This window comes from Stenotrophomonas sp. 704A1, from assembly GCF_030549525.1.
GTDB lineage: Bacteria > Pseudomonadota > Gammaproteobacteria > Xanthomonadales > Xanthomonadaceae > Stenotrophomonas > Stenotrophomonas tuberculopleuritidis.
The window spans coordinates 2,813,881-2,834,506 of record NZ_CP130831.1; the positions used below are offsets into that span (position 1 = coordinate 2,813,881).

Consider the following 20,626-nt stretch of genomic DNA (forward strand, 5'->3'; position numbering starts at 1 on the left):
TATTCGCCGCCCCGCTCTCACAGGCTGAGATCAGCCGGTACCAACGTCGCTGCCGTCCGCGGCGGCGTCGCCGGGCAGCTCTCCGCTCTCGCCCTGCACCTGCACGTTGTTGCGGCCCATGGCTTTTGCCCGGTAGCACTGCGCGTCCGCGGCGGCGACGGCCTGGTCGACGCTCATGCCTGCAGCCAGTGCTGCGATGCCGATGCTCGCGCCGATCCGCAGACGGTGCTGGTCCCAGGGAATGGACAGGCTGGACAGGGTATGCAGCAGTTCTCCGCCGATGCGGGCCGCGCGCCGCGGCGTGCAGCCGGACAGGATCACCGCGAACTCGTCGCCACCGAGGCGCGCAACCACGTCCGAATCGCGCACGCCATGCCGCAGTACGCTGGCCACGGCCCACAGCACTGCGTCCCCGGCGAGGTGGCCCCAGGTGTCGTTGACCGGCTTGAACCGGTCCAGGTCGATGTACATCAGGGACGCCGCCTGGCCGGTACGTTCGACGCGGGTGATCGCCTGCTGCAGGTGCGCCTCGAAGCCACGGCGGTTGCTCAGCTCGGTCAGCGGATCCATTTCCGCCAGATGCCGCGCCTCGCGCTGGCGGGCACGCTGCTGGGTGTCATCGCGCAACACCCAGACCGCGCCGCGCACGTGCCCTTCATCATCGCGCAGCCATGCACGTGTGAGGTCCACCGGCACGGTCGCTGCGCCCATCCGCAGCAGCAGGTCCGCATGCAGGTCCACCGCGTTGCCGTCCGGGTCCAGCAGCACGTCCACATCCAGCTGCGACTGCGGCGCGTATTCGGTGGTCAGCGCCAGCACGTCCTGGACATGGTGACCCGCCAGCGACAGCGCGCCGTCGCCGGCAAGCAGGCGCACGGCAGCGGCGTTGGCATATTCGATACGGCCGTCAAGCGCGACACTGAGCACCAGGTCGGTCACCGCATCCAGGGTGATGCGGCTGCGCTGTTCGCTTTCATACAGGCGCTGCTCGCTGCTGCGCTGGGCGCTGACGTCCTGGATCTGTGACACGAAATGCAGCGGCTCGCCACACTCGTTGCGCACCAGCGACACCGACAGGCGCGCCCAGATGACGTTGCCGTCGCGGCCGATATAGCGCTTCTCCAGGTGGTAGTGACTGCGCCGGCCCGCCAGCAGGTCCTCCACCAGCGCCAGGTCGGTCTGCAGGTCGGCCGGGTGGGTCAGCCGCTGGAAGTCGACCTGCAGCAGTTCCTCGCGCGGGTAACCGAGAATGCGGCACAGGGCTTCATTGACGTCCAGCCAACGCCCTTCCAGCGACACCAGCGCCATGCCCAGTGCCGCCGAGGTGAACGCGCCCGCGAATTTCTCTGCGGACAACCGCGCTTCTGCACGGGCCTGCAGGATCTCGGTGATATCGATGGCCATGCCCACATAGCCGATGCGCTCGCCCTCGGTACCGTCCATGCGACTGATCGACAGGCGTACCTGGCGACGCTGCCCATCCTTGCGCAACAGCGTCCATTGCCGCGAATAGGTCTGCCCTTCGGCACGGGCACTGAGCGCTTCGAACACGTCGGGCAGCTGCCCATCGGCCGCAGCAAGCGGCTGCAGCCAGGCAGCCAGCTCGTCCGGATCGTGGAACGCATCGAGCCTGCGCACTCCAACCACTTCGGCTGCGCTGTAACCGAGCAGACGCTGCGCCCCGGTATTGAACAGCGTGATGATGCCGTCGTTGCCGGTGGCGATCACCGCCACTTCGTCGGACGCATCGACCACCGCCTGCAGGCGCTGCCGCATCTCCGCGGCATCCTGGCGCGCCTGCTGCAGCTCGGTGACATCGGCATGGGCGCCGGCCATCCACAGCGGCCGCCCCTGGCCATCCCATTCGAACACCCGGCCACGATCATGGATCCAGATCCAGCGGCCGTTCTTGTGGCGCATCCGCAGCAGGCACGCGTAGTTGTCGGAGCGGCCGTCGAAGTGCTCCTGCAGCGCCGCATCGGAGAGCGCCAGGTCGTCCGGATGCACCAGCGCGATGAAGGTCTTCTGGCAGATCGGCTCCAGTTCGTCCAGCCGGTAGCCGACGATTTCAGCCCAGCGGGCATTGACCCGCATCTGCCCGCTCTGGACATTCCATTCCCAGGTACCCGCCGCCGTTCCCTCGATGATCATCGCCAGCCGCCGACGCTCCTCGGCCAGTTCCTGCAGGCGGTGCTCCAGCAGCGGATCGTGCGCGGTGTCGTGGCCGGCCATCAGCGGTTCCCCCTGCGGGCACAGGGGGGCGCGGCCGGCGGCAAGCTGCCGCAACCGTGTCCGATCCGAGCGGATGGTGCTGGCGTCATGGCCTCCCCGGCGACAGCGGGGTGGCCCAGTGGCTCCCCCTTCCAGCGCAAGTGTGCGCATTGCCGGGGAACAACGACAAGTCCCCCCTTGCGGCGTGGCCGAAAGGGGGGAAGGCTGCCTCAGCTGCGCTTGGCGCGGGCGAAGGCTTCGGCCAGGGCGTTGTTGGCCGGCGGCGCGGACGTTGCCGGACGACCGCCGCTGCCCGGCCCCCGACCCTGCCCGCCGCGCCCCTGGCCCGGGGCGCCGCCGTCGCGGCGTGCACCCTGTGCCGGGCCGCGCTCCTCGCGGCCGCCCGGCCGGCTGGTGGCCTGGCCCGGGGTGTCGTCCAGCCGCCGGGTCAGGGCGATGCGCTTGCGCGCGACGTCCACCTCCAGCACCTTCACCTTGACGATATCGCCGGCCTTGACCACGTCACGCGGATCCTTCACGTAGGTATCGGACAACGCCGAGATGTGGATCAGGCCATCCTGGTGCACACCGATATCGACGAACGCACCGAACGCGGCCACGTTGCTGACCACGCCTTCCAGCACCATGCCTTCACGCAGGTCCTTGATGTCTTCCACGCCCTCTGCGAACCGCGCCGCCTTGAACTCCGGCCGGGGATCGCGGCCGGGTTTTTCCAGCTCCCTGAGGATGTCGCGCACGGTCGGCACACCGAAGGTGGCATCGGTGAACTGCTCGGCCTTCAGGCTGCGCAGGAAGCTGCCGTCGCCGATCAGCGCCTTGATCGGGCGGGCGGTGCTGGCCACGATGCGCTCCACCACCGGATAGGCTTCGGGGTGCACCGAGGAGGCGTCCAGCGGCTCGTCACCATCGGCGATGCGCAGGAAGCCGGCGCACTGCTCGAACGTCTTCTCGCCCAGCCGCGACACCTTCAGCAGGTCCTTGCGCCGTTTGAACGGGCCGTTGTCGTCGCGGTGGCGCACGATGTTCTCCGCCACGGTCGAGGACAGGCCCGACACGCGCGACAGCAGCGCAGCCGAAGCAGTATTGACGTACACGCCGACCGCGTTCACGCAGTCCTCCACGCGCGCATCCAGCGCGCGCGCCAGCCGGTACTGGTCCACGTCGTGCTGGTACTGGCCAACGCCGATCGCCTTGGGCTCGATCTTGACCAGCTCGGCCAGCGGATCCTGCAGGCGGCGTGCGATCGATACCGCGCCGCGGATCGACACGTCCAGGTCCGGGAACTCCCGGGCCGCCACTTCCGACGCCGAATACACCGATGCGCCGGCTTCACTGACCACGATCTTCTGCGGCGCGTTGTCGCCCAGGGCCTTGATGACTTCGCCGGCCAGCTTGTCGGTCTCGCGGCTGGCGGTACCGTTGCCGATCGCGATCAGTTGCACGTTGTGCCGGACGCACAGCTGCCGGATCGTCTGCAGCGATTGCTCCCACTGCCGGCGGGGTTCGTGCGGGTAGATGGTATCGGTGGCGACCAGCTTGCCGGTGGCATCGACCACGGCGATCTTGCAGCCGGTACGGATGCCCGGATCCAGCCCCAGCACGTTCCTGGGACCGGCCGGTGCCGCCAGCAACAGGTCCTTGAGGTTGTCACCGAACACGGTGATGGCCTCGGCCTCGGCCTTCTCGCGGGCCTGGTTGAACAGGTCCAGCAGCAGGTGCATGTGCAGCTTGGCGCGCCAGGTCAGGCGGCAGGCATCCAGCAGCCAGCGATCACCCGGACGGCCCGCGTCACGGACGCCGGCATGGTAGGCCACGCGTCCTTCGGCGTACTGGTGGCCGGCCTCGGCGTCCTTGCCCGGGTCCAGTTCCAGGAACAGGATCTCTTCGCGGCGCGCGCGGAACAGGGCCAGCAACCGATGCGACGGAATCCTGGCCAGCAGTTCGGCATGCTCGAAATAGTCGCGGTACTTGGCGCCTTCGGTTTCCTTGCCTTCGGCGACGCGGGCGCGGATCACCCCCTGCTCGCCCAGCCAGCCACGCAGCTCACCGACCAGCGTGGCATCTTCACCCCAGCGCTCCATCAGGATGGCACGTGCACCTTCCAGCGCAGCCTTGGCATCGGCCACGCCCTTGTCGGCATCGATGAAGCCGGCGGCGAACACCTGCGGGTCCCGGGTCGGATCACCGAGCAGGCCATCGGCCAGCGGTTCCAGACCCGCCTCGCGGGCGATCTGGGCACGGGTACGGCGCTTGGGCTTGTACGGCAGGTACAGGTCTTCCAGCCGGCTCTTGGTGTCGGCGGCGAGGATCTCGCCGCGCAGCGCATCACTGAGCTTGCCCTGTTCGCCGATGCTGGCCAGCACGGCGGCGCGGCGGTCTTCCAGTTCCCGCAGGTAGGTCAGGCGGGTCTCCAGGTTGCGCAGCTGGGTATCGTCCAGGCCGCCGGTGACTTCCTTGCGGTAGCGGGCGATGAACGGAACGCTGGCGCCCTCGTCGAGCAGGCCGACGGCGGCACTGACCTGGGTGGGCTGGGCACCGATCTCGTCGGCGATGGTCTGGGCGATCTGCTGGGCGAGCGTGCGCTGGGCGTGCTTGGCGTCGTGCATTGCTTCCGGCCTGGGCCGCATTACGGGAAAGGCCCATTCTTGCAATGCGCAGCCGGCAGGGACAAGGCGTTGACAGGGGGACGGTTCAGCGGGCAGGTCCGGAGTGGACGCCGGCATCCTGGCAGGGGGGCTCGGACGGGCCCCGGGCTGGGATGCCGGCGCGGGCGCGCGATGGTGGGCGCGCCCTGCCGCGTATTGCGAAGGTCAGCGGTAGTGGCGGGCGGCACGCTGCATGACGATGTCGTCACGCAGGCTCTCCAGCGCCATCAGGCGGACCTTGCCGACACCCTGCAGTTCCATGAACCGCTCCGTGTAGAACTCCGGCCCCAGCGCGGTATCGGCGCGGGATTTGCTGAAGCCGTAGGGCACCACGCCCTTCTCGCCATCCTTGCTACCACCGACATAAAGAACGATTGCCATGTGATGTCTTCCTCCAAATTGCTACTGCGTACTGCACACGATGAGCGATGCTGCGAGCTCATCGAGGGAGAGCTTACCGCGTCGAACCTGACTGGAACGTCACGAAGGCTAATGACGATCGGTTGCATGCAGATGACGGCGGAATCGCAGCAGAATGCTTACGGATCTTTAACTTGCGGCTAACGAATCGGGGGTTTCCAGCCAACGGCCAGCCCCTCGTGGCTTGGTCGCGAAATGCGCTTCATGTGATTGGGTCGGTCGGGGTGGGTTCGCGGGACACGCCGTAAACCCCCCTCCGGGGTCCGGCCCAGCCGCTGGCGGCTGTGCGTTCGGGCGCTTGCGAAGCAGTGCTTCGCAACCAAAGCCCCCTCACCCATGGGGGATCGATGGCGCCATCCATGGCGCCAACGGTCCCGCGAACCCACCCCGACCGACCCCCGACGGTTTTCGGGCACGTCCAGCCACGGAAAAGAAAAAGAAGATCAAAAGCAAAAGCAGCCTGGCCGGCTGCTTTGTTGCTTCCTGTAGAGCCAAGCCATGCTCGGCTCATGAGCAAGCGCAGCGCGCGACCCGCTTTTGCTGTTCTTTATTCTCTTCAGTGGCTTGGCGCGCACGGAAATTGTCAGCGGCCGGGTGGGTGGGGCTGGCGGGGTATCCGCGGCATGGATGCCGCGGCTAAGCCCCCATGGACGGGTTCACGGCGTCCCCGCCAGCCCCACCCACCCGGCCAGCCCCCAGGAAGCAGGCATTCAACGACCAAGCCACGAGGGGCTGCGCCGTTGGCTGGAACCTACGGCCACCAGCCATGCCCGAACCGGGCGTAATGATCGGCCGCGCGCTCGAACGGGTTGCGCGCACTCACCCCGCCGCACAGCAGGTACACCGGCAGGTACAGCGGACCCAGCACCAGGTACTGGTAGACGTGGGCGCGTTCGTGGTCATCCAGCCGGATCAGTGGCTCCACGCACCACCCGGCCTGGTGCGCATAGGTGCGGCAGGACATTCCCAGGTCGTGCCCGGTATGCAGGATCACATTGCCCAGCGTGATCGCCCCGCCCGGTCCCCACGGCCAATGGTCGAACACCACCGCACAATCGCGGGCGCTCCAGCGCATCCGGGCGCCCGCCAGCACACCCGCCAGCCCGCCGAGCAGGCCGATCAGGGAATTGGGCAGCGTCCATGCCGCGCCCAGCACCTGCAGCGCGCGCAGCCAGAACGGCGCGGGGCCTGGTACGGCGTTCAATCGGCCTCGTTGGGGATCAGCAGCCACAGCAGCAGATAGACCAGGATGCCGGGGAACGCGGCCGAGGCCAGCGAAATCACCACATACAGCACCCGCACCAGGGTCGGGTTCCAGCCGAACCGATGGGCGATACCGCCCATCACCCCGGCGATCATGCGGTCATTCAGTGAACGCGACAGCGTGCGTGGCACGGTACTCATGGCGGCAGCTCCCGCTGGACAGGTTGCGCCTACTGTAGCGCCGGCCATGTCTACGGCGTGCGTTGCCGCAGCGCCTTCAGGCGCGCGCCGAACCAGGCCGCTGCGGTCTGCTCCGGCTGCCCCGGGCATTGGATGCGGTAGGGCTTGCCACTCATGCTGCTCTGGCTGGCCGCACGCTCGATGAACTGCTCAGCGCTGTCCACCCTGTTCTTCTTCAGCAGGTAATCGTACTTGCGCTGCAGGTGCGCGCGCGCATCGCTGCCGTCGTGCCAGGTGCCATTGCGCTGGAAACGGCATGGGGAGCCGTCCAGGCTGGAGATCAACTGCGCGATCTCACTACGCGCCTCGGCACTGGGGGCCGCGTGGGCGAACGGCGCGGCCAGCAGCAGCGCGGCAGATACCATCAGAATCCGTTGCGACATCGTGGCCTCCAGGCCGTCGGGCAGGCGGGATCTTACCGCAGCGGATCGATCCTCACGCCTCGCGGGCCTTCAGCCAGCCATCGATGGTGGCCGGCACTTCGCGCTGCGCACGCCCGGACACATAGATGCCGATGTGCCCGCCGCGGAAACTGGATTCGGTGTAGTCCTCGGTGCCCAGGCGCCCGCGCATCGCGCGCGACGCATCCGGCGGGACCAGATGGTCCTGCTCGGCGTAGAGGTTCAGTACCGGCAACGTCACCTGTGACAGGTCCACCGCTTCCTCGCCGATCCGCACCGTGCCGTTGATCAGCCCGTTGCCCTGGTAGAACTGCTTGATGAACTCACGGAAGGCCTCGCCCGCCAGGTCCGGCGAATCGAAGATCCACTTTTCCATGCGCAGGAAATCCTCCAGCGCGGCCCGGTCATCGAGGATGTCCAGCAGGCCGACGTACTTCTGCACGTTCAGGCGGAACGGCTTGAGCATCAGGTAGCTGGCGTTCATCAGGTCGGCCGGGATGTTGCCCAGCGTGTCCACCAGCAGGTCCACGTCCACCTGCCGCGCCCAGTGCGAGAGCATGTTGTCGGCGGTGTGGAAGTCGACCGGCGTGACCATGGTGATCAGATTGCCCAGCTTGCGCCGGCGCAGCGCCGCATAGCACAGGGCAAACACGCCGCCCTGGCAGATCCCGAGCAGATCGACCGGAACACCGCTGCGCGCACGCAGCGCATCCACCGCGCCGTCGATGTAGCGCAGCAGGTAGTCCTCCAGGGTCTGGAAACGCTCGGAGCGGTCCGGGTAGCCCCAGTCCAGCACGTAGACGTCCTGGCCCAGGGCCAGCAGCTTCTGCACCAGCGAACGGTCGGCCTGCAGGTCGACCATGTACGGCCGGTTGACCAGGGCATAGACGATCAGCAGGGGCGTGCGCCGGGTCGGCGCCTGTTCGCCGACGAAGCGGTACAGCACCACCTTGCCATCGCGCCACACTTCCTCGCGGGCGGTCACGCCGTAGTCGACGTCCTCCACCTGCGGCAGCAGCTTCAGCCCTTCCATCAGCTTGCGCTGCATGGCCAGGGTCTCCTGCATCAGGTCATCGGCGTTGAAACCCAGCGGTCCTTTCATGGCTCAGGACTTCCGCGGGGTGCTGCGCGGCGCAGCCTTGCCGGCCGGCGCCTTGCGCGCGCTGGCACGCGTTGCCGGTTCAGCCTTCTTCGCCGCCTTCTTCGCCGCCGCGCGGGTCGACGCCTTGCGCGCGGCCGGCTTCACGTTCGCCGGTGCCGGTTGCGCCACCGGATCCACCGCAGGGCTGGCAGCCAGCATCGCGACCTGGGCCTGCAGCCGGCGCAGGCTGCGCTCCAGCTCGGCGATGCGGCGGTGCGCGGCATCCATTTCGGTGCGGGTCGGCAGACCGATGCGTTCGCTCATCTGTTCCACCTCACGCTGCAGGCCGGCGCGCAGGCGCATCTGTGCATTGCCCAGCGAGGCATACACCTGCTGGAATGGTTCGGACATGGCGACCTTGGCGTAGGCCTCTTCGGCCACTTCGATCCACAGGTCGAACATCGCCCGCGCACTGGTCAGCTGGCTGCCCGGCTGCTCGTGCTGGGCCAGACGCTGCTCGAACAGGTCGAACGCTTCGTCCAGCGCCTGCTGGATCTGCTCGACGTAGGCCCGCGAATGGCGCTGGTACTCTTCCTGCGCGCGCAGCAGGGCCTGCCAGCGCGCCTGGTGCTCACGCCCGGGGCCGAAGGCCGGGCTCTGCAGCCACGGGCCGGCCTGCAGCTGGAACTGCTGCAGCCACGCGGCGAACTCAGGCACGGCGGCGCCGGCATGGGTGCTGCCACGGGCGCCCTGCAGCATCCACTGCAACATGCCGTCGCCCTGCCCCTTCACTGCCTCGCGCCACGCCTGGGCAACCTCGGCACTGCTGGCGTCGCGGCCGGCGAAGCGCGCAGCCACTTCCTGCATGGTGCCGTACCAGCTGCCGGCCTGTTCGCGGAACCGCCGCACGGCGTCTTCCGGCGCGCCGCTGCCGTGCTCGGGAAGCAGCTGACCCCACCAGTCGAACAGGTGCTGCCAGCTGCCCGGATCAGCGCCGGCGGGCGCGCCGGGAACCGCAGCATGGCGCAGCGCATCCCCCCAGGCGCCGAAGTACTGCCGGGCCAGGTTCTCGAAATCGCTGCTGCCTGCATCGTGGCTCGAGCCGGTCATGGCGCGTCTCCGCAGTGCGGGATCATGGCTTGGGAATACGCAGGGTCTTGCTGATCATCAGCGACCCGGACAGGGCAAACAGCAGCACCAGCGGATGCAGCTGCCACGGACCCAGCTGCCACTGCCCCAGCCACAGATCGTGGCCGATGGCGTCGGTACCTGCCGCGATGGCCAGCACGATCACCAGCGCCAGGCTGGTCGGAATCGGCGTGCCCTCGAAGTACTTCACCTTGCCCTCGTCGCCGGACATCGCTTCGGCGGTGACGTTGTAGCGGGCCAGGCGGCTGACGCCGCAGCAGACGAAATAGCTCAGCACCAGCCAGTCCCAGCCACCCTGCATGCCACAGGCATAGGCCAGCGCGGCCGGTGCCACGCCGAACGAGATCACGTCGGACAGCGAGTCCAGTTCACGCCCAAGGGTGGAGCTGGATTTGCGCCAGCGCGCGATGCGGCCATCGAGCGCATCGAAGATGAACGCCAGCGGGATCAACGCCATGCCAAACAGCAGGTAGCCGCGCTCGCCATCCTGCAGGAAGCGCATCGCCGCGAACACCGCACCCGTGCCGCAGAAGGCGTTGGCCAGGGTGAACCAGTCTGCCAGCTGGAACTCGCGCAGCATCGAGAAGTGACGTTTCATGGGGTCTCACGGGCCATCAAGGCCCACAGGGTACCGCGTGCACCGCCGCAGGCAACAGCAGGCGCGGCCCGTCGCCTTCACCCATCGCTCACCGGTCGTCACCAGCGGTGAATTTTTAGCCACCCATCTTGACAGCCTAGGGGGGTGGAGCCTGCCGCCGCTTATCCACAAAGTTGCCCACGCGTAATCCACACCCCCTGTGGACAACCAGATCTCACCGACTGCGACGCTGGCCATTTCCTCATCACCCTATGCCGGGGTTTTCCTACTTCCCAAGCCACTCGAGCGGCGCTATGGTCACCGGCGGACCCGCCGCCGCCACGTCCGATTTCCTACCGACGGACGATGTCGATGCTGGATGCACACACCCTGGCCGCGCAGCTGCGGCAGCCCCATGGCGAGGCCGCGCTGGCGGTCGGCGAGTCGATGAACCGCAGCAATGGCGCGCTCAACCAGGCGGCGATCACGCTGCTGGCAGTCTCGACCGGCGAGCAGGTGCTGGAGATCGGCCCCGGCAATGCCGCCTTCGCCCCGCTGTTGCTGCAGGCCAGCGGCAGCCGCTATCAGGGCATCGAATGGTCAGCGGCGATGGTCGATGCCGGCAACCGGCGGCTGCGGGATGCCGGGCTGGCGGACCGCGCCAGCGTGCACGCCGGCGACGCCCATGCCCTGCCCCTGCCCGAGGCCAGCGTCGACGCCGCGCTGGCGGTCAACACCCTGTACTTCTGGCCCAACCTGTCTCCGGTGCTGGACGAGGTGGCACGGGTGCTGCGCCACGGCGGCCGCCTGTGCCTGGCCTTCGGCGATGCCGGCTTCATGCGCAGCCTGCCGTTTGCCGCCGGCTTCCACCTGCATGATCTGGATGCCGTTGAACGGGCGCTGCGGGTATCCGGCTTCACCGTCTCGGCCTGGCGCGCGCACCGCGAAATGGCCGAGGGCAACGATGGCCAGGCTCGCGAGAAGCATTTCCACCTGCTGCTGGCGCACCGGCGCTGAACCGCTCGGCCGGGTGTGGCCCGGTCAGAGCCGGCTGTACGACCAGCTCTGCATGCGCCCATCCCGGTAGGGCATCACCCCGTGGAACGGGCGCGGGTCCGCGTCGAACACCAGCGGCAGGAAGTTGCGGTCGCCCTCCCACATCGGCAGCTGGTCGAGCTTGTCCACGTCCACCCATTCCAGGGTGCCTTCGTGATTGCCGCCATGCGGGGTACCTTCGAAGCTGTCGATGACGAACACGAAACCGAACCAGTCCTCGCCGTGCTTTCCGAAGCCAGGCCAGCTGAGGGTGCCGCGCAGGCGCATGGCAGTACAGTCGATTCCGGCTTCTTCGGCGATCTCGCGGCGCATGCCGGCGGCCACGTCTTCGCTCGGTTCGACCTTGCCGCCCAGGCCGTTGTACTTGCCCAGATGGTGGTCGCCGGGCCGGGTGTTGCGGTGGATCATCAGTACCTGTCGGCGGTCGGGCGAGAGCACGTAGCCCAGGGTGGCGATGATCGGCGTATACGGCATGAGCGGGTCCGGCGGCGGGTCAGCCCCCGATTATGGACGATCACCGCACCAGCGACAGGCGCCGGTCGCCGCCGGCGCCGGCGCCGGCGATGCCGTCCGGGTCGCGCCGCAGGGTCGCCACGCCATGCCCGCGTTCGGCCAGGTACTCCAGCCATTTGCCGAGGAAGGTGTTCATGCGCATGCGATGGCTGATCAGTTCCGCCGGTGGCGGGTACAGGCCCATGGTGTCCTGCCAGCGACGACCGACATAGCAGTGGGTGGTTTCGGCCTGCCGCGCGTCCCGGTACAGGCGCACATAGGCCGACGGATCGGGCTCGCCGGTGACCGGGTCGGCCAGATCGTAGGTCAGCCGCAGCTCCACCGTGTAGCGGTGGCACTCGATCACGTCCAGGCGCACGTCCAGGCCGTCCCCCACCGAGGACACATAGCTTCCGGCAACCAGCTCGGCCGGGGCGAACAGACGCACCAGATGGCGGTAGTTCTCCGCGTACAGGCCCATGAGCCAGCTCAGCCGGCTCAGGCGGGGAATACGTTCGGTACGGGGCAAGGCTCGGGCCATGGGTCGATCCTACACGTTGGCCCTTCAACGTGGGGACGGATGGGCCCCGGCCAAAGGGCGGCATTCAACCGTCGCCGGGCATGGGCACCCGTTTTCCGGCCCGGTAGCGCCGGGCCATGCCCGGCGGATGCGGTCAATACAGCTCGCGCTGCAGGCCCAGGGTCGCCAGCACCTTGCTGGAGATCTCCTCGATCGAGGTGTGGGTGGTGCTCAGGGTCGGGATGCGTTCCATCTGGAACATCGCCTCGGCCGCAGCCACCTCGCGCTTGCAGGTCTCCAGGTTGGCATAGCGCGAGTTCGGGCGGCGCTCCTGGCGGATCTGCTGCAGCCGATCCGGATCGATGGTCAGGCCGAACAGCTTGCGCCGGTAATTGCGCAGGCGCGGCGGCAGGCGATCGCTCTCCAGGTCCTCATCGGTCAACGGGTAGTTGGCCGCGCGCACCCCGTAGTGCAGGGCCAGATAGATGCAGGTGGGGGTCTTGCCGGCCCGCGACACCGCGACCAGGATCACATCGGCATCGTCGTAGTTCACGGCGATCCCGTCGTCATGGGTCAGCGCGAAATTCATCGCATTGATGCGGCGGTGGTAGGTGTCGAAATCAACCATGCCGTGGGCCTGGCCGACCCGGTTCAGGCGCGAACTGGACAGCTCGCGCTCCAGCGGCTCGATGAACGGAGCGAACACATCCAGCATCAGCGCCCCGCTCTCGGCCAGGATCAGGCTCAGGCTCTGGTCCACGCAGGAGTTCACCACGATCGGCCGGACCTGGTAGCGCTCCCCCGCCGCCTGGATCCGGGAACAGGCTTCCCGGGCTTTTTCGGGGTCATCGACAAAGGACATCCGGTCGGTAATGAAGCTGAACCCGGAGAACTGGGTCAGCAGGCTATGCCCAATGGTTTCAGCGGTGATACCGGTTCCATCGGAAACGTAGAACACCGGACGGATGGTCGACATGCGCGCTTTTACCCCCTACGAAGCCTAAAAGGGCCGCCAGCACAAGCTTGTGCCGACAGCGGTCTGCCCGGCATCATATCGGCTTCTTCCTACGGACGCGGCCATTCAGCCCGCCTCGGGCGATGGCCAAACGGAGCATCGCGCTTGAACGAGAACATCCTGTGGTTGCACGAACTGCGTCTGGCCGATCTGGCCCGCGTAGGCGGCAAGAATTCGTCGCTGGGCGAGATGATCGGCAACCTGGCCGGTCTGGGCGTCTCCGTTCCCGGAGGCTATGCGACCACCTCTGAAGCCTTCAAGGACTTCATTGCGCACAACGACCTGTCCAAGCGCATCTACGACAAGCTGGCCACGCTGGACGTCGAGGACGTCAACGCGCTGACCGCGGCCGGCAAGGAGATCCGCAGCTGGGTGATCGATGCGCCGCTGCAGCCGCAGCTGGACCAGGACATCCGCAGCGCCTACGCCAAGCTGAGCGCCGACAACGGCGGTGGCGACGTCGCGGTGGCGGTGCGCTCTTCGGCCACCGCCGAAGACCTGCCCGATGCGTCCTTCGCCGGCCAGCAGGAAACCTTCCTCAACGTCACCGGCGCCGACGATGTCGTGCACAAGGTCAAGGAAGTGTTCGCCTCGCTGTACAACGACCGCGCCATCGCCTACCGCGTGCACCACGGCTTCAAGCACGAAGACGTGTTCCTGTCCGCCGGCGTGCAGCTGATGGTGCGTTCGGGCGTCGGCTCCTCCGGCGTGCTGTTCACCCTGGACACCGAGTCCGGCTTCCGCGACGTGGTGTTCGTCACCTCGTCGTTCGGCCTCGGCGAAATGGTCGTGCAGGGTGCGGTCAACCCGGACGAGTTCTACGTCTACAAGCCCACCCTGCAGGCCGGCAAGCCGGCGATCCTGCGCCGCTCGCTCGGCAGCAAGGCGATCCGCATGGTGTACTCGGATGTTCCGGGTGAGCGCGTCAAGATCGAAGACACCCCGGCCGAGCTGCGCACCACGTTCTCGATCAACGATGAGGACGTGGCCGAACTGTCGCGCCAGGCGCTGACCATCGAGAAGCACTACGGTCGCCCGATGGATATCGAGTGGGCCAAGGACGGTGTCAGCGGCAAGCTGTTCATCGTGCAGGCGCGCCCGGAAACGGTGAAGTCGCGCAGCCATGCCACCCAGATCGAGCGCTTCGCGCTGACCGAGAACGGTGGCAACGTGCTGGCCGAAGGCCGCGCCGTGGGCGCCAAGATCGGCTCGGGCGTGGCCCGCGTGGTGAAGACGCTGGATGACATGAACCGCGTGCAGCCGGGCGACGTGCTGATCGCCGACATGACCGACCCCGATTGGGAACCGGTGATGAAGCGTGCATCGGCGATCGTCACCAACCGCGGTGGCCGTACCTGCCACGCCGCGATCATCGCGCGCGAGCTGGGCGTGCCGGCCGTGGTCGGTTCGGGCAACGCCACCAAGGTCATCGAAGATGGCCAGCTGGTCACCGTCAGCTGCGCGGAAGGCGATACCGGCTTCATCTACGAAGGCAAGCTCGGCTTCGAGCGCACCACCACCGATCTGGGCAACATGCCGCCGGCACCGTTGAAGATCATGATGAACGTGGCCAACCCGGAACGTGCCTTCGACTTCGGCCAGCTGCCGAACGCGGGCATCGGCCTGGCACGCCTGGAAATGATCATCGCCAGCCATATCGGCATCCACCCCAACGCGCTGCTGGAGTATGACCGCCAGGATGCGGCGACGAAGAAGAAGATCGACGAGAAGATCGCCGGTTATTCCGACCCGGTCGGCTTCTACGTGGACCGCCTGGCCGAAGGCATCGCCACCCTCACCGCCTCGGTCGCGCCGAACCCGGTGATCGTGCGGCTGTCGGACTTCAAGTCCAACGAGTACGCCAACCTGATCGGCGGCAGCAACTTCGAGCCGCACGAAGAGAACCCGATGATCGGTTTCCGCGGCGCCAGCCGCTACGTCGATCCGAGCTTCTCTGCGGCCTTCGCACTGGAGTGCAAGGCCGTGCTGCGCGTGCGCAACGAGATGGGCCTGGACAACCTGTGGGTCATGATCCCGTTCGTGCGCACCCTGGAAGAAGGCCGCAAGGTGGTCGAGGTGCTGGCCCAGAACGGCCTGAAGCAGGGCGAGAACGGCCTGAAGATCATCATGATGTGCGAGGTGCCGTCCAACGCGCTGCTCGCCGACGAGTTCCTGGAGATCTTCGACGGCTTCTCGATCGGCTCCAACGACCTGACCCAGCTGACCCTGGGCCTGGACCGCGACTCGTCGATCGTCGCGCACCTGTTCGACGAGCGGAATCCGGCGGTGAAGAAGCTGCTGTCGATGGCGATCAAGTCCGCGCGCGCCAAGGGCAAGTACGTCGGCATCTGCGGCCAGGGCCCGTCCGACCACCCGGATCTGGCCGAATGGCTGATGCAGGAAGGCATCGAGTCGGTGTCGCTGAATCCGGACACCGTGGTTGATACCTGGCTGCGCCTGGCCAAGCTGAAGGCCAACGGCTGATCCAGCCGCATGCAGTAAACAGAAACCCCGCCTCCGCGGGGTTTCTGCGTTTGGGGCCACAGATGGGCCAATACGACATTTGCAACTATTCCCGTAGCTACCTCGAATTGAACTACACACACTGGAAGGCTGAATTCACTTCCAATCCGCACTCTCACCATGACCATCCCCTTCGCGCTGGGACTGTTCAATCATTCCGACCCGCCTGCAGCGTCACTGACATTCAAGCGCTTTCACGACCTTTCAATCTCAACGCTCGAAGCACGTGGAATACAGCCGACCTACTTCGCAGCTTCGGGCAAAGGGCACAGCGGCAAGATGGCGAAGCTGGGCAACGCAGCGCATCGACGACTTCTGGGCAGTGATTTCAACGACTTGACTCTCCTCAGTGTTGTCGCTGTACCCCAAGGAAGTGACTCGCCCGCCTTCGATCTGACGGCATCGGTGGACTTCGCCTCTTGTCCCGAGTTTGGAACCGAACTGCACCTGTTTTCCGAGGACGTTCGCTTTCCCTTTGCATCGCTCCCGCTCCGGGAGCTTCTGGTCGAGCTGACTCACCTGCATGACTGGGATTTCGGCTACCTCACCCACCCACCCTTCGAGCGCAGCCCAGAGGCCTATATTGCTGGCTATTCTGATGGCACGCAGCCGCAGGATGAAGAAGACCGCAACCAGGTCTGGTATGACACACCGCCGGAAACACGCCTGCGCAAGGCGCGCAACATCTTCCCGCTCAGCCTGCTGAATCCGGCGCAGCTGGGTGCGTCCGTCGCTCCCGGCAAGACACTGGCCGCACTGCTTCAGGGCACCCCGGGTTGCGCGCTGGACGAACTGGTACCTGGTCGCCTCTGGCTCAGCACGGTTGAGCCGCATCTGATTCAAGAACTGCGCTTTCTACTCAAGGGAACAGGCGTGCTGATCGAAGAAGGCTGACGTCACTTTCATTGGCGTCCAACCATACTGCGGCTGCATGCACTCCCCGCCTCTGCGGGGCGTGCGTGTTTCTGGCGTCCGCGCACGCCAAGACCACCGCTGCAAAGGAGTCCGCATGATCGCCGTCGCTGCCCCACCCGCCCCCGCCGCAACCCCCTGGCTCCACTCACTCGACTGGGAGCGCCTGCTGGAAACCTACGGCGTGCCGTTGCTGGCCGCCATCGTGGTGCTGCTGGTGGGCCTGTGGGTGGCACGCCGCCTGTCTAATGCGATGCCACGCGCTACCGCCCGTCTGGGCGTGGACCCGATGCTGGGCAGCTTCCTGCGCAACGTGGTCTATGCCGCGTCACTGGTGATCGTGGTGGTGCTGGCGATCGGCACGCTCGGCGTGCAGATCACCCCGCTGCTGGCCGTGCTCGGCACCGCCGGCCTGGCCGTTGGCCTGGCCCTGAAGGATTCGCTGTCCAACATCGCCTCCGGGGTGATGCTGGTGACCCTGCGTCCGTTCCGCGTCGGCGATGTGGTCACCGTGGCCGGGCAGACCGGCACGGTGCGTGAGGTGCGCATCTTCCAGACCGTCATCACCGGCGCGGACAACCAGCACACCACCATTCCGAACACGCTGATCACCGCCGCACCGATCATCAACCTGACCGCCGAACCGACCCGCCGCGTCGAACTGGTGGTGGGCATCGGCTACGAGGACAACATCCAGCTGGCGCGAGACACCGCGCTGGCGCTGATGAAGGCCGATCCGCGCGTACTGCAGACCCCGGCGCCGGACGTGGTGGTGTACGAGCTGGGCGCACATGCGATCAATCTCGGCATCCGCTGCTACGTGAAGTCCGCCGATTGGTTCGGCACCAAGGTCACCCTGCTCGAACAGATCAAGCTGGGCTACGACAAGGCCGGCATCAACATTCCATACCCGCAGCAGGACATGCATCTGTACCTGCATGGCAAGGATGGCGGCGTGGTCGAGGCCGAGGCGCTGGTGCGCGACAAGCCCTGATTCTGTTGGCGTGCGTCGTGCCCTGCCGGACGGCGCACACCGATGCCGCGCTGGGCGCTCGCCGGGCATGGCCCGGCGCTACCCGCTGCGTTGCGATCTTTCCGCCGGGCATGGCTTGGCGCTACCGCTGCGTCGCGACCTCTTCGCCGGGCATGGCCCGGCGCTACCCGATGCGTCGCGATCTTTACGCCGGGCATGGCCCGGCGCTACCCGTGCGTTGCGATCTTTCCGCCGGGCATGGCCCGGCGCTACCCGATGCGTCGCGACATCCCGCCGGGCATCGCGGCGCTACCGGGAAGGGGTAGCGCCGGGCCATGCCCGGCGGATGCGGCATCAGGCTTCGACGGCCTCTTCCAGCACCGGGTAATCGGTGTACCCGGCCTCACTGCCACCGAAGTAGGTCGCGCGATCCGGTGCGTTCAAGGCTGCGCCGGTACGCAGACGCTCGGGCAGGTCCGGGTTGGCGATGAACGGCCTGCCGAACCCGATCAGATCGGCCCAGCCCTCGGCCAGCGCCTGCTCGGCGCGCCCGGCGCTGTACTTGCCGGCGTAGATCAGCGTGCCCGGATAGACCATCCGCAGCGCCTGCTTGAAGGCCACCGGCATCACCGGCGCGTCTTCCCAGTCGGCCTCGGCAATGTGCACATAGCCAACCCCCAGCTCGCCCAGCAGGTGCGCGGCGGCCAGATAGGTCGCCTGCGGCGTGTCGTCCACCGCGCCCTGCAGGGTGGTCAGCGGCGCCAGGCGCACGCCGACGCGCTCACCGCCAGCCACCGCCACCACCGCCTGCACCACCTCACGCAGGAAGCGCAGGCGGTTCTGCAGCGCGCCACCATAGCCATCGGTACGCTGGTTGGCCTGCGAGTCGATGAACTGGTTGATCAGATAGCCGTTGGCACCGTGCAGTTCGACGCCATCGAAACCGGCGGCGAGCGCGTTGCGGGTCGCCTGCGCATAGTCGGCGACGATGCCTGCAATCTCCTCCTCGGCCAGCGCGCGCGGCATCGAGTGCTGGATCATCTCGCCCACGCCGGCCTCCGGGCCGGCGCCGGTCGGGTCGACAAACACCTTCACTCCCTCCGCCAACAGCGCCGACGACGAAACCGGCGCCGCGCCTCCAGGCTGCAGCGCCACGTGCGAGACGCGACCGACATGCCACAACTGGGCAAAGATGCGGCCGCCTGCCGCGTGCACCGCAGCGGTCACCTGACGCCATCCCTCTACCTGCTCGGGACTGTGGATGCCCGGCGTCCAGGCATAGCCCTGGCCCTGCGGGCTGATCTGGGTGCCTTCACTGACGATCAGGCCGGCGCCGGCGCGCTGGGCGTAGTACTCGGCCATGCGGGGGGTGGCGATGTTGCCTTCGGCCGCACGCGAGCGGGTCATCGGCGGCATCACGATACGGTTGGGCAGCAGCAGCGCGCCCAGACGGTGGGGGGTGAACAGCATGGCGGCATTCTCTTGCGGGGGACTGCCGCAGAGGATGGGGATGCCGGCCGCAGCGCAACAGGCGTGCGCTGGCAAAACAGTTGTGCCCGCGAGGCAAGGATGGCGATGGGCCGTGCCACAGCCTCCCGCGCGGCGTGGGTCTACAGCGTGGGCTCGATCAACGCCCCGCCATGCGCCACCCGGTCATAGCAGGTGCGCACCACCTCTTCGCCGTACTTCAGCTCCAGCCGGCGCACGATGAAATGGCCACGCGCCATGTCCTGGTAATAGTCGGTGAACATGGTATTCAACGTCGCGCCCGCCGCCGCACCGACGATCGGCACCGCCTGTGCAGCGAACTTCTCGGTGACCACCACGCCGAAGCGCGCTGCCACCTTTTCCACCAGCTTGGCCAGCAGCTTGCCGGCTTCCTTTGGTGCGACACCCAAGGTCAGATCGCGCCCGGTCACCACGCGCCCGGCCAGTTCGGCCGACAGGTGGCGCATGACGTCGGTGGTGAAACCGCGGGCCAGGTAGTAGCCGGTCTCGCTGGCGTCATCGCGCGGCGAATTGCCGCCCAGCGCGAATACTTCCAGGCAGGCCTGGCGGGTGCTGAACTGGGACAGGTCGAAGCCTTCACTGCGGGCCACGTCGGCCACGGCACGCATCATGATCGTGGTCGACACCGGCAGTTCGATGAACAGTGCGGCGAAGCCGAAGGCGCCGCCCACGGCTCCCGAGGTGGCGGCCGCCAGCTTGTGCCAGCGCGTGGAGGCACGCTTGCCCGGCGCATTGTCCATGCTCCACAGCGCCGCCTGCGCGGACTTGGACAACGCCGCCTGCACCGCACCGTGGATGCGGTTGGACACCGACGCCGGCAGCGCCTTCACCGCGAACTCCAGTGGCGTGCCGACCACGTTGGCCATGCGCGCGGTCAGGGTCGGCGCCTCCAGCAGTGCGACCGCCCGCTGCAGGTCGGACCAGTCGCGGGCGTCATGGGCGATATCGCGGGGCAGCAGGATGGGGTCGTTCATGGGGCGATCTTAGCGCCGCCGAGTTGAACGGAAGGTAGTGACGGCGCTGCCCGCAGGGCATCAAGTTGCGGGACGCCGGCGCGTCCTGAACGCCCCGGCGCTACCCTCACCCTCAGGCGGTCGGCAGGCCTGACAGCGCGCCCATGAACTGGCGGTAGTGGCGCAGCTCGTTGATCGAATCGTGCACATCGCTCAGCGCCGTATGGCTGCTGTTCTTGCCCACCCCGGCCGCCACCGTGGGTGCCCAGCGCTTGGCCAGTTCCTTCACCGTGGACACGTCCAGGTTGCGGTAGTGGAAGTACTTCTCCAGGCGCGGCATCTGCCGGTGCAGAAAACGCCGGTCCTGGCAGATGGAGTTGCCGCACATCGGCGAGAGGCCGGCCGGAATCCATTGCGCCAGGAAATTCACCGTCTGCGCTTCGGCCTGGCCCAGGGTCACGGTGCTGTCCACCACGCGCTGCCACAGGCCCGAGCGGCGGTGCTGGTTGCGGTTCCATTCGTCCATCGCTTCCAGCGTTTCCAGCGGATGGTGGATGGCGAACTCCGGGCCCTCGGCCAGCACGTTGAGCTGGGCATCGGTGACCACGGTGGCGATCTCGATGATCGAATCGTTGTCGGTATCCAGCCCGGTCATTTCCAGGTCGATCCAGATCAGTCGTTCGTTGGCCGCGCCGTTCTCCGCCATCGTGTCGCCTCGTTGCTGG

Annotated in this window: 19 protein-coding genes; 4 read left to right on the plus strand and 15 right to left on the minus strand. The window is 67.2% G+C overall.

Features of this window, described 5'->3' with window-relative positions:
- Nucleotides 1-30: 30 nt before the first annotated feature.
- The 9 genes from Q5Z10_RS13165 to Q5Z10_RS13205 all read right to left on the minus strand — a co-directional run bounded on the left by Q5Z10_RS13165 (nt 31) and on the right by Q5Z10_RS13205 (nt 9,969).
- Nucleotides 31-2,232: a PAS domain S-box protein gene (locus tag Q5Z10_RS13165; protein WP_303635874.1), complete on the minus strand. Its 2,202-nt coding sequence runs from the start codon at nt 2,230-2,232 to the stop codon at nt 31-33.
- Nucleotides 2,233-2,441: 209 nt separating this feature from the next.
- Complete coding sequence (locus Q5Z10_RS13170; RefSeq protein WP_303635875.1) at nt 2,442-4,838, minus strand: Tex family protein; 2,397 nt, start codon at nt 4,836-4,838, stop codon at nt 2,442-2,444.
- Nucleotides 4,839-5,042: 204 nt separating this feature from the next.
- Nucleotides 5,043-5,258 (minus strand): hypothetical protein, encoded by a 216-nt coding sequence (locus Q5Z10_RS13175; RefSeq protein WP_025879252.1) that lies wholly within the window; start codon nt 5,256-5,258, stop codon nt 5,043-5,045.
- 790 nt (nt 5,259-6,048) lie between these two features.
- Nucleotides 6,049-6,501 (minus strand): hypothetical protein, encoded by a 453-nt coding sequence (locus Q5Z10_RS13180; RefSeq protein WP_303635876.1) that lies wholly within the window; start codon nt 6,499-6,501, stop codon nt 6,049-6,051.
- Entirely contained in the window at nt 6,498-6,701 is a 204-nt protein-coding gene (locus Q5Z10_RS13185; RefSeq protein ID WP_303635877.1) for a PspC domain-containing protein, read from the minus strand. The genes Q5Z10_RS13180 and Q5Z10_RS13185 overlap by 4 nt, the downstream gene beginning before the upstream one ends.
- Before the next feature lie 50 nt (nt 6,702-6,751).
- A complete protein-coding gene (locus Q5Z10_RS13190; RefSeq protein WP_303635878.1) occupies nt 6,752-7,123 on the minus strand; it encodes a YfeK family protein in 372 nt (123 codons plus the stop codon).
- Between the two features lie 52 nt (nt 7,124-7,175).
- Nucleotides 7,176-8,243, minus strand: coding sequence for a class III poly(R)-hydroxyalkanoic acid synthase subunit PhaC (locus Q5Z10_RS13195; protein ID WP_303635879.1), 1,068 nt, complete (start codon nt 8,241-8,243; stop codon nt 7,176-7,178).
- Between the two features lie 3 nt (nt 8,244-8,246).
- On the minus strand, nt 8,247-9,332 hold the full coding sequence (gene phaE / locus Q5Z10_RS13200) for a class III poly(R)-hydroxyalkanoic acid synthase subunit PhaE (RefSeq protein WP_303635880.1): 1,086 nt from the start codon (nt 9,330-9,332) through the stop codon (nt 8,247-8,249).
- A gap of 22 nt (nt 9,333-9,354) precedes the next feature.
- Nucleotides 9,355-9,969 carry a CDP-alcohol phosphatidyltransferase family protein gene (locus Q5Z10_RS13205; protein WP_303635881.1) on the minus strand — a complete coding sequence of 205 codons (615 nt, stop codon included), beginning with the start codon at nt 9,967-9,969 and terminating at the stop codon, nt 9,355-9,357.
- 345 nt (nt 9,970-10,314) lie between these two features.
- Here Q5Z10_RS13205 and Q5Z10_RS13210 point away from each other — a divergent pair, with 345 nt between their 5' ends.
- On the plus strand, nt 10,315-10,965 hold the full coding sequence (locus Q5Z10_RS13210; RefSeq protein WP_303635882.1) for a class I SAM-dependent methyltransferase: 651 nt from the start codon (nt 10,315-10,317) through the stop codon (nt 10,963-10,965).
- 24 nt (nt 10,966-10,989) lie between these two features.
- Here Q5Z10_RS13210 and Q5Z10_RS13215 read toward each other — a convergent pair whose 3' ends face one another.
- The 3 genes from Q5Z10_RS13215 to ppsR all read right to left on the minus strand — a co-directional run bounded on the left by Q5Z10_RS13215 (nt 10,990) and on the right by ppsR (nt 12,992).
- Nucleotides 10,990-11,478, minus strand: a complete 489-nt coding sequence (locus tag Q5Z10_RS13215) for an NUDIX hydrolase (protein WP_303635883.1) — start codon at nt 11,476-11,478, stop codon at nt 10,990-10,992.
- A gap of 40 nt (nt 11,479-11,518) precedes the next feature.
- Nucleotides 11,519-12,037: a DUF1249 domain-containing protein gene (locus Q5Z10_RS13220; RefSeq protein WP_303635884.1), complete on the minus strand. Its 519-nt coding sequence runs from the start codon at nt 12,035-12,037 to the stop codon at nt 11,519-11,521.
- Between the two features lie 133 nt (nt 12,038-12,170).
- Nucleotides 12,171-12,992: a posphoenolpyruvate synthetase regulatory kinase/phosphorylase PpsR gene (gene ppsR / locus Q5Z10_RS13225; RefSeq protein WP_303635885.1), complete on the minus strand. Its 822-nt coding sequence runs from the start codon at nt 12,990-12,992 to the stop codon at nt 12,171-12,173.
- A gap of 144 nt (nt 12,993-13,136) precedes the next feature.
- Between ppsR and ppsA the strand changes: the two genes are divergently transcribed.
- The 3 genes from ppsA to Q5Z10_RS13240 all read left to right on the plus strand — a co-directional run bounded on the left by ppsA (nt 13,137) and on the right by Q5Z10_RS13240 (nt 17,460).
- Nucleotides 13,137-15,515, plus strand: coding sequence for a phosphoenolpyruvate synthase (ppsA, locus tag Q5Z10_RS13230; RefSeq protein WP_303635886.1), 2,379 nt, complete (start codon nt 13,137-13,139; stop codon nt 15,513-15,515).
- 159 nt (nt 15,516-15,674) lie between these two features.
- On the plus strand, nt 15,675-16,448 hold the full coding sequence (locus Q5Z10_RS13235) for a hypothetical protein (protein WP_303635887.1): 774 nt from the start codon (nt 15,675-15,677) through the stop codon (nt 16,446-16,448).
- A 115-nt stretch (nt 16,449-16,563) separates the two neighbouring features.
- The gene (locus Q5Z10_RS13240) at nt 16,564-17,460 is read left to right on the plus strand and encodes a mechanosensitive ion channel family protein (protein WP_303635888.1); all 897 of its coding nucleotides are present in this window, start codon (nt 16,564-16,566) and stop codon (nt 17,458-17,460) included.
- 333 nt (nt 17,461-17,793) lie between these two features.
- Here the strand turns inward: Q5Z10_RS13240 and Q5Z10_RS13245 are convergent, their stop codons facing one another.
- The 3 genes from Q5Z10_RS13245 to orn form a co-directional block, all read right to left on the minus strand.
- Nucleotides 17,794-18,909, minus strand: a complete 1,116-nt coding sequence (locus Q5Z10_RS13245) for an alkene reductase (protein WP_303635889.1) — start codon at nt 18,907-18,909, stop codon at nt 17,794-17,796.
- Between the two features lie 140 nt (nt 18,910-19,049).
- A complete protein-coding gene (locus Q5Z10_RS13250; RefSeq protein ID WP_303635890.1) occupies nt 19,050-19,922 on the minus strand; it encodes an EcsC family protein in 873 nt (290 codons plus the stop codon).
- 112 nt (nt 19,923-20,034) lie between these two features.
- Nucleotides 20,035-20,607, minus strand: a complete 573-nt coding sequence (gene orn, locus Q5Z10_RS13255; RefSeq protein WP_303635891.1) for an oligoribonuclease — start codon at nt 20,605-20,607, stop codon at nt 20,035-20,037.
- Nucleotides 20,608-20,626: the final 19 nt, after the last annotated feature.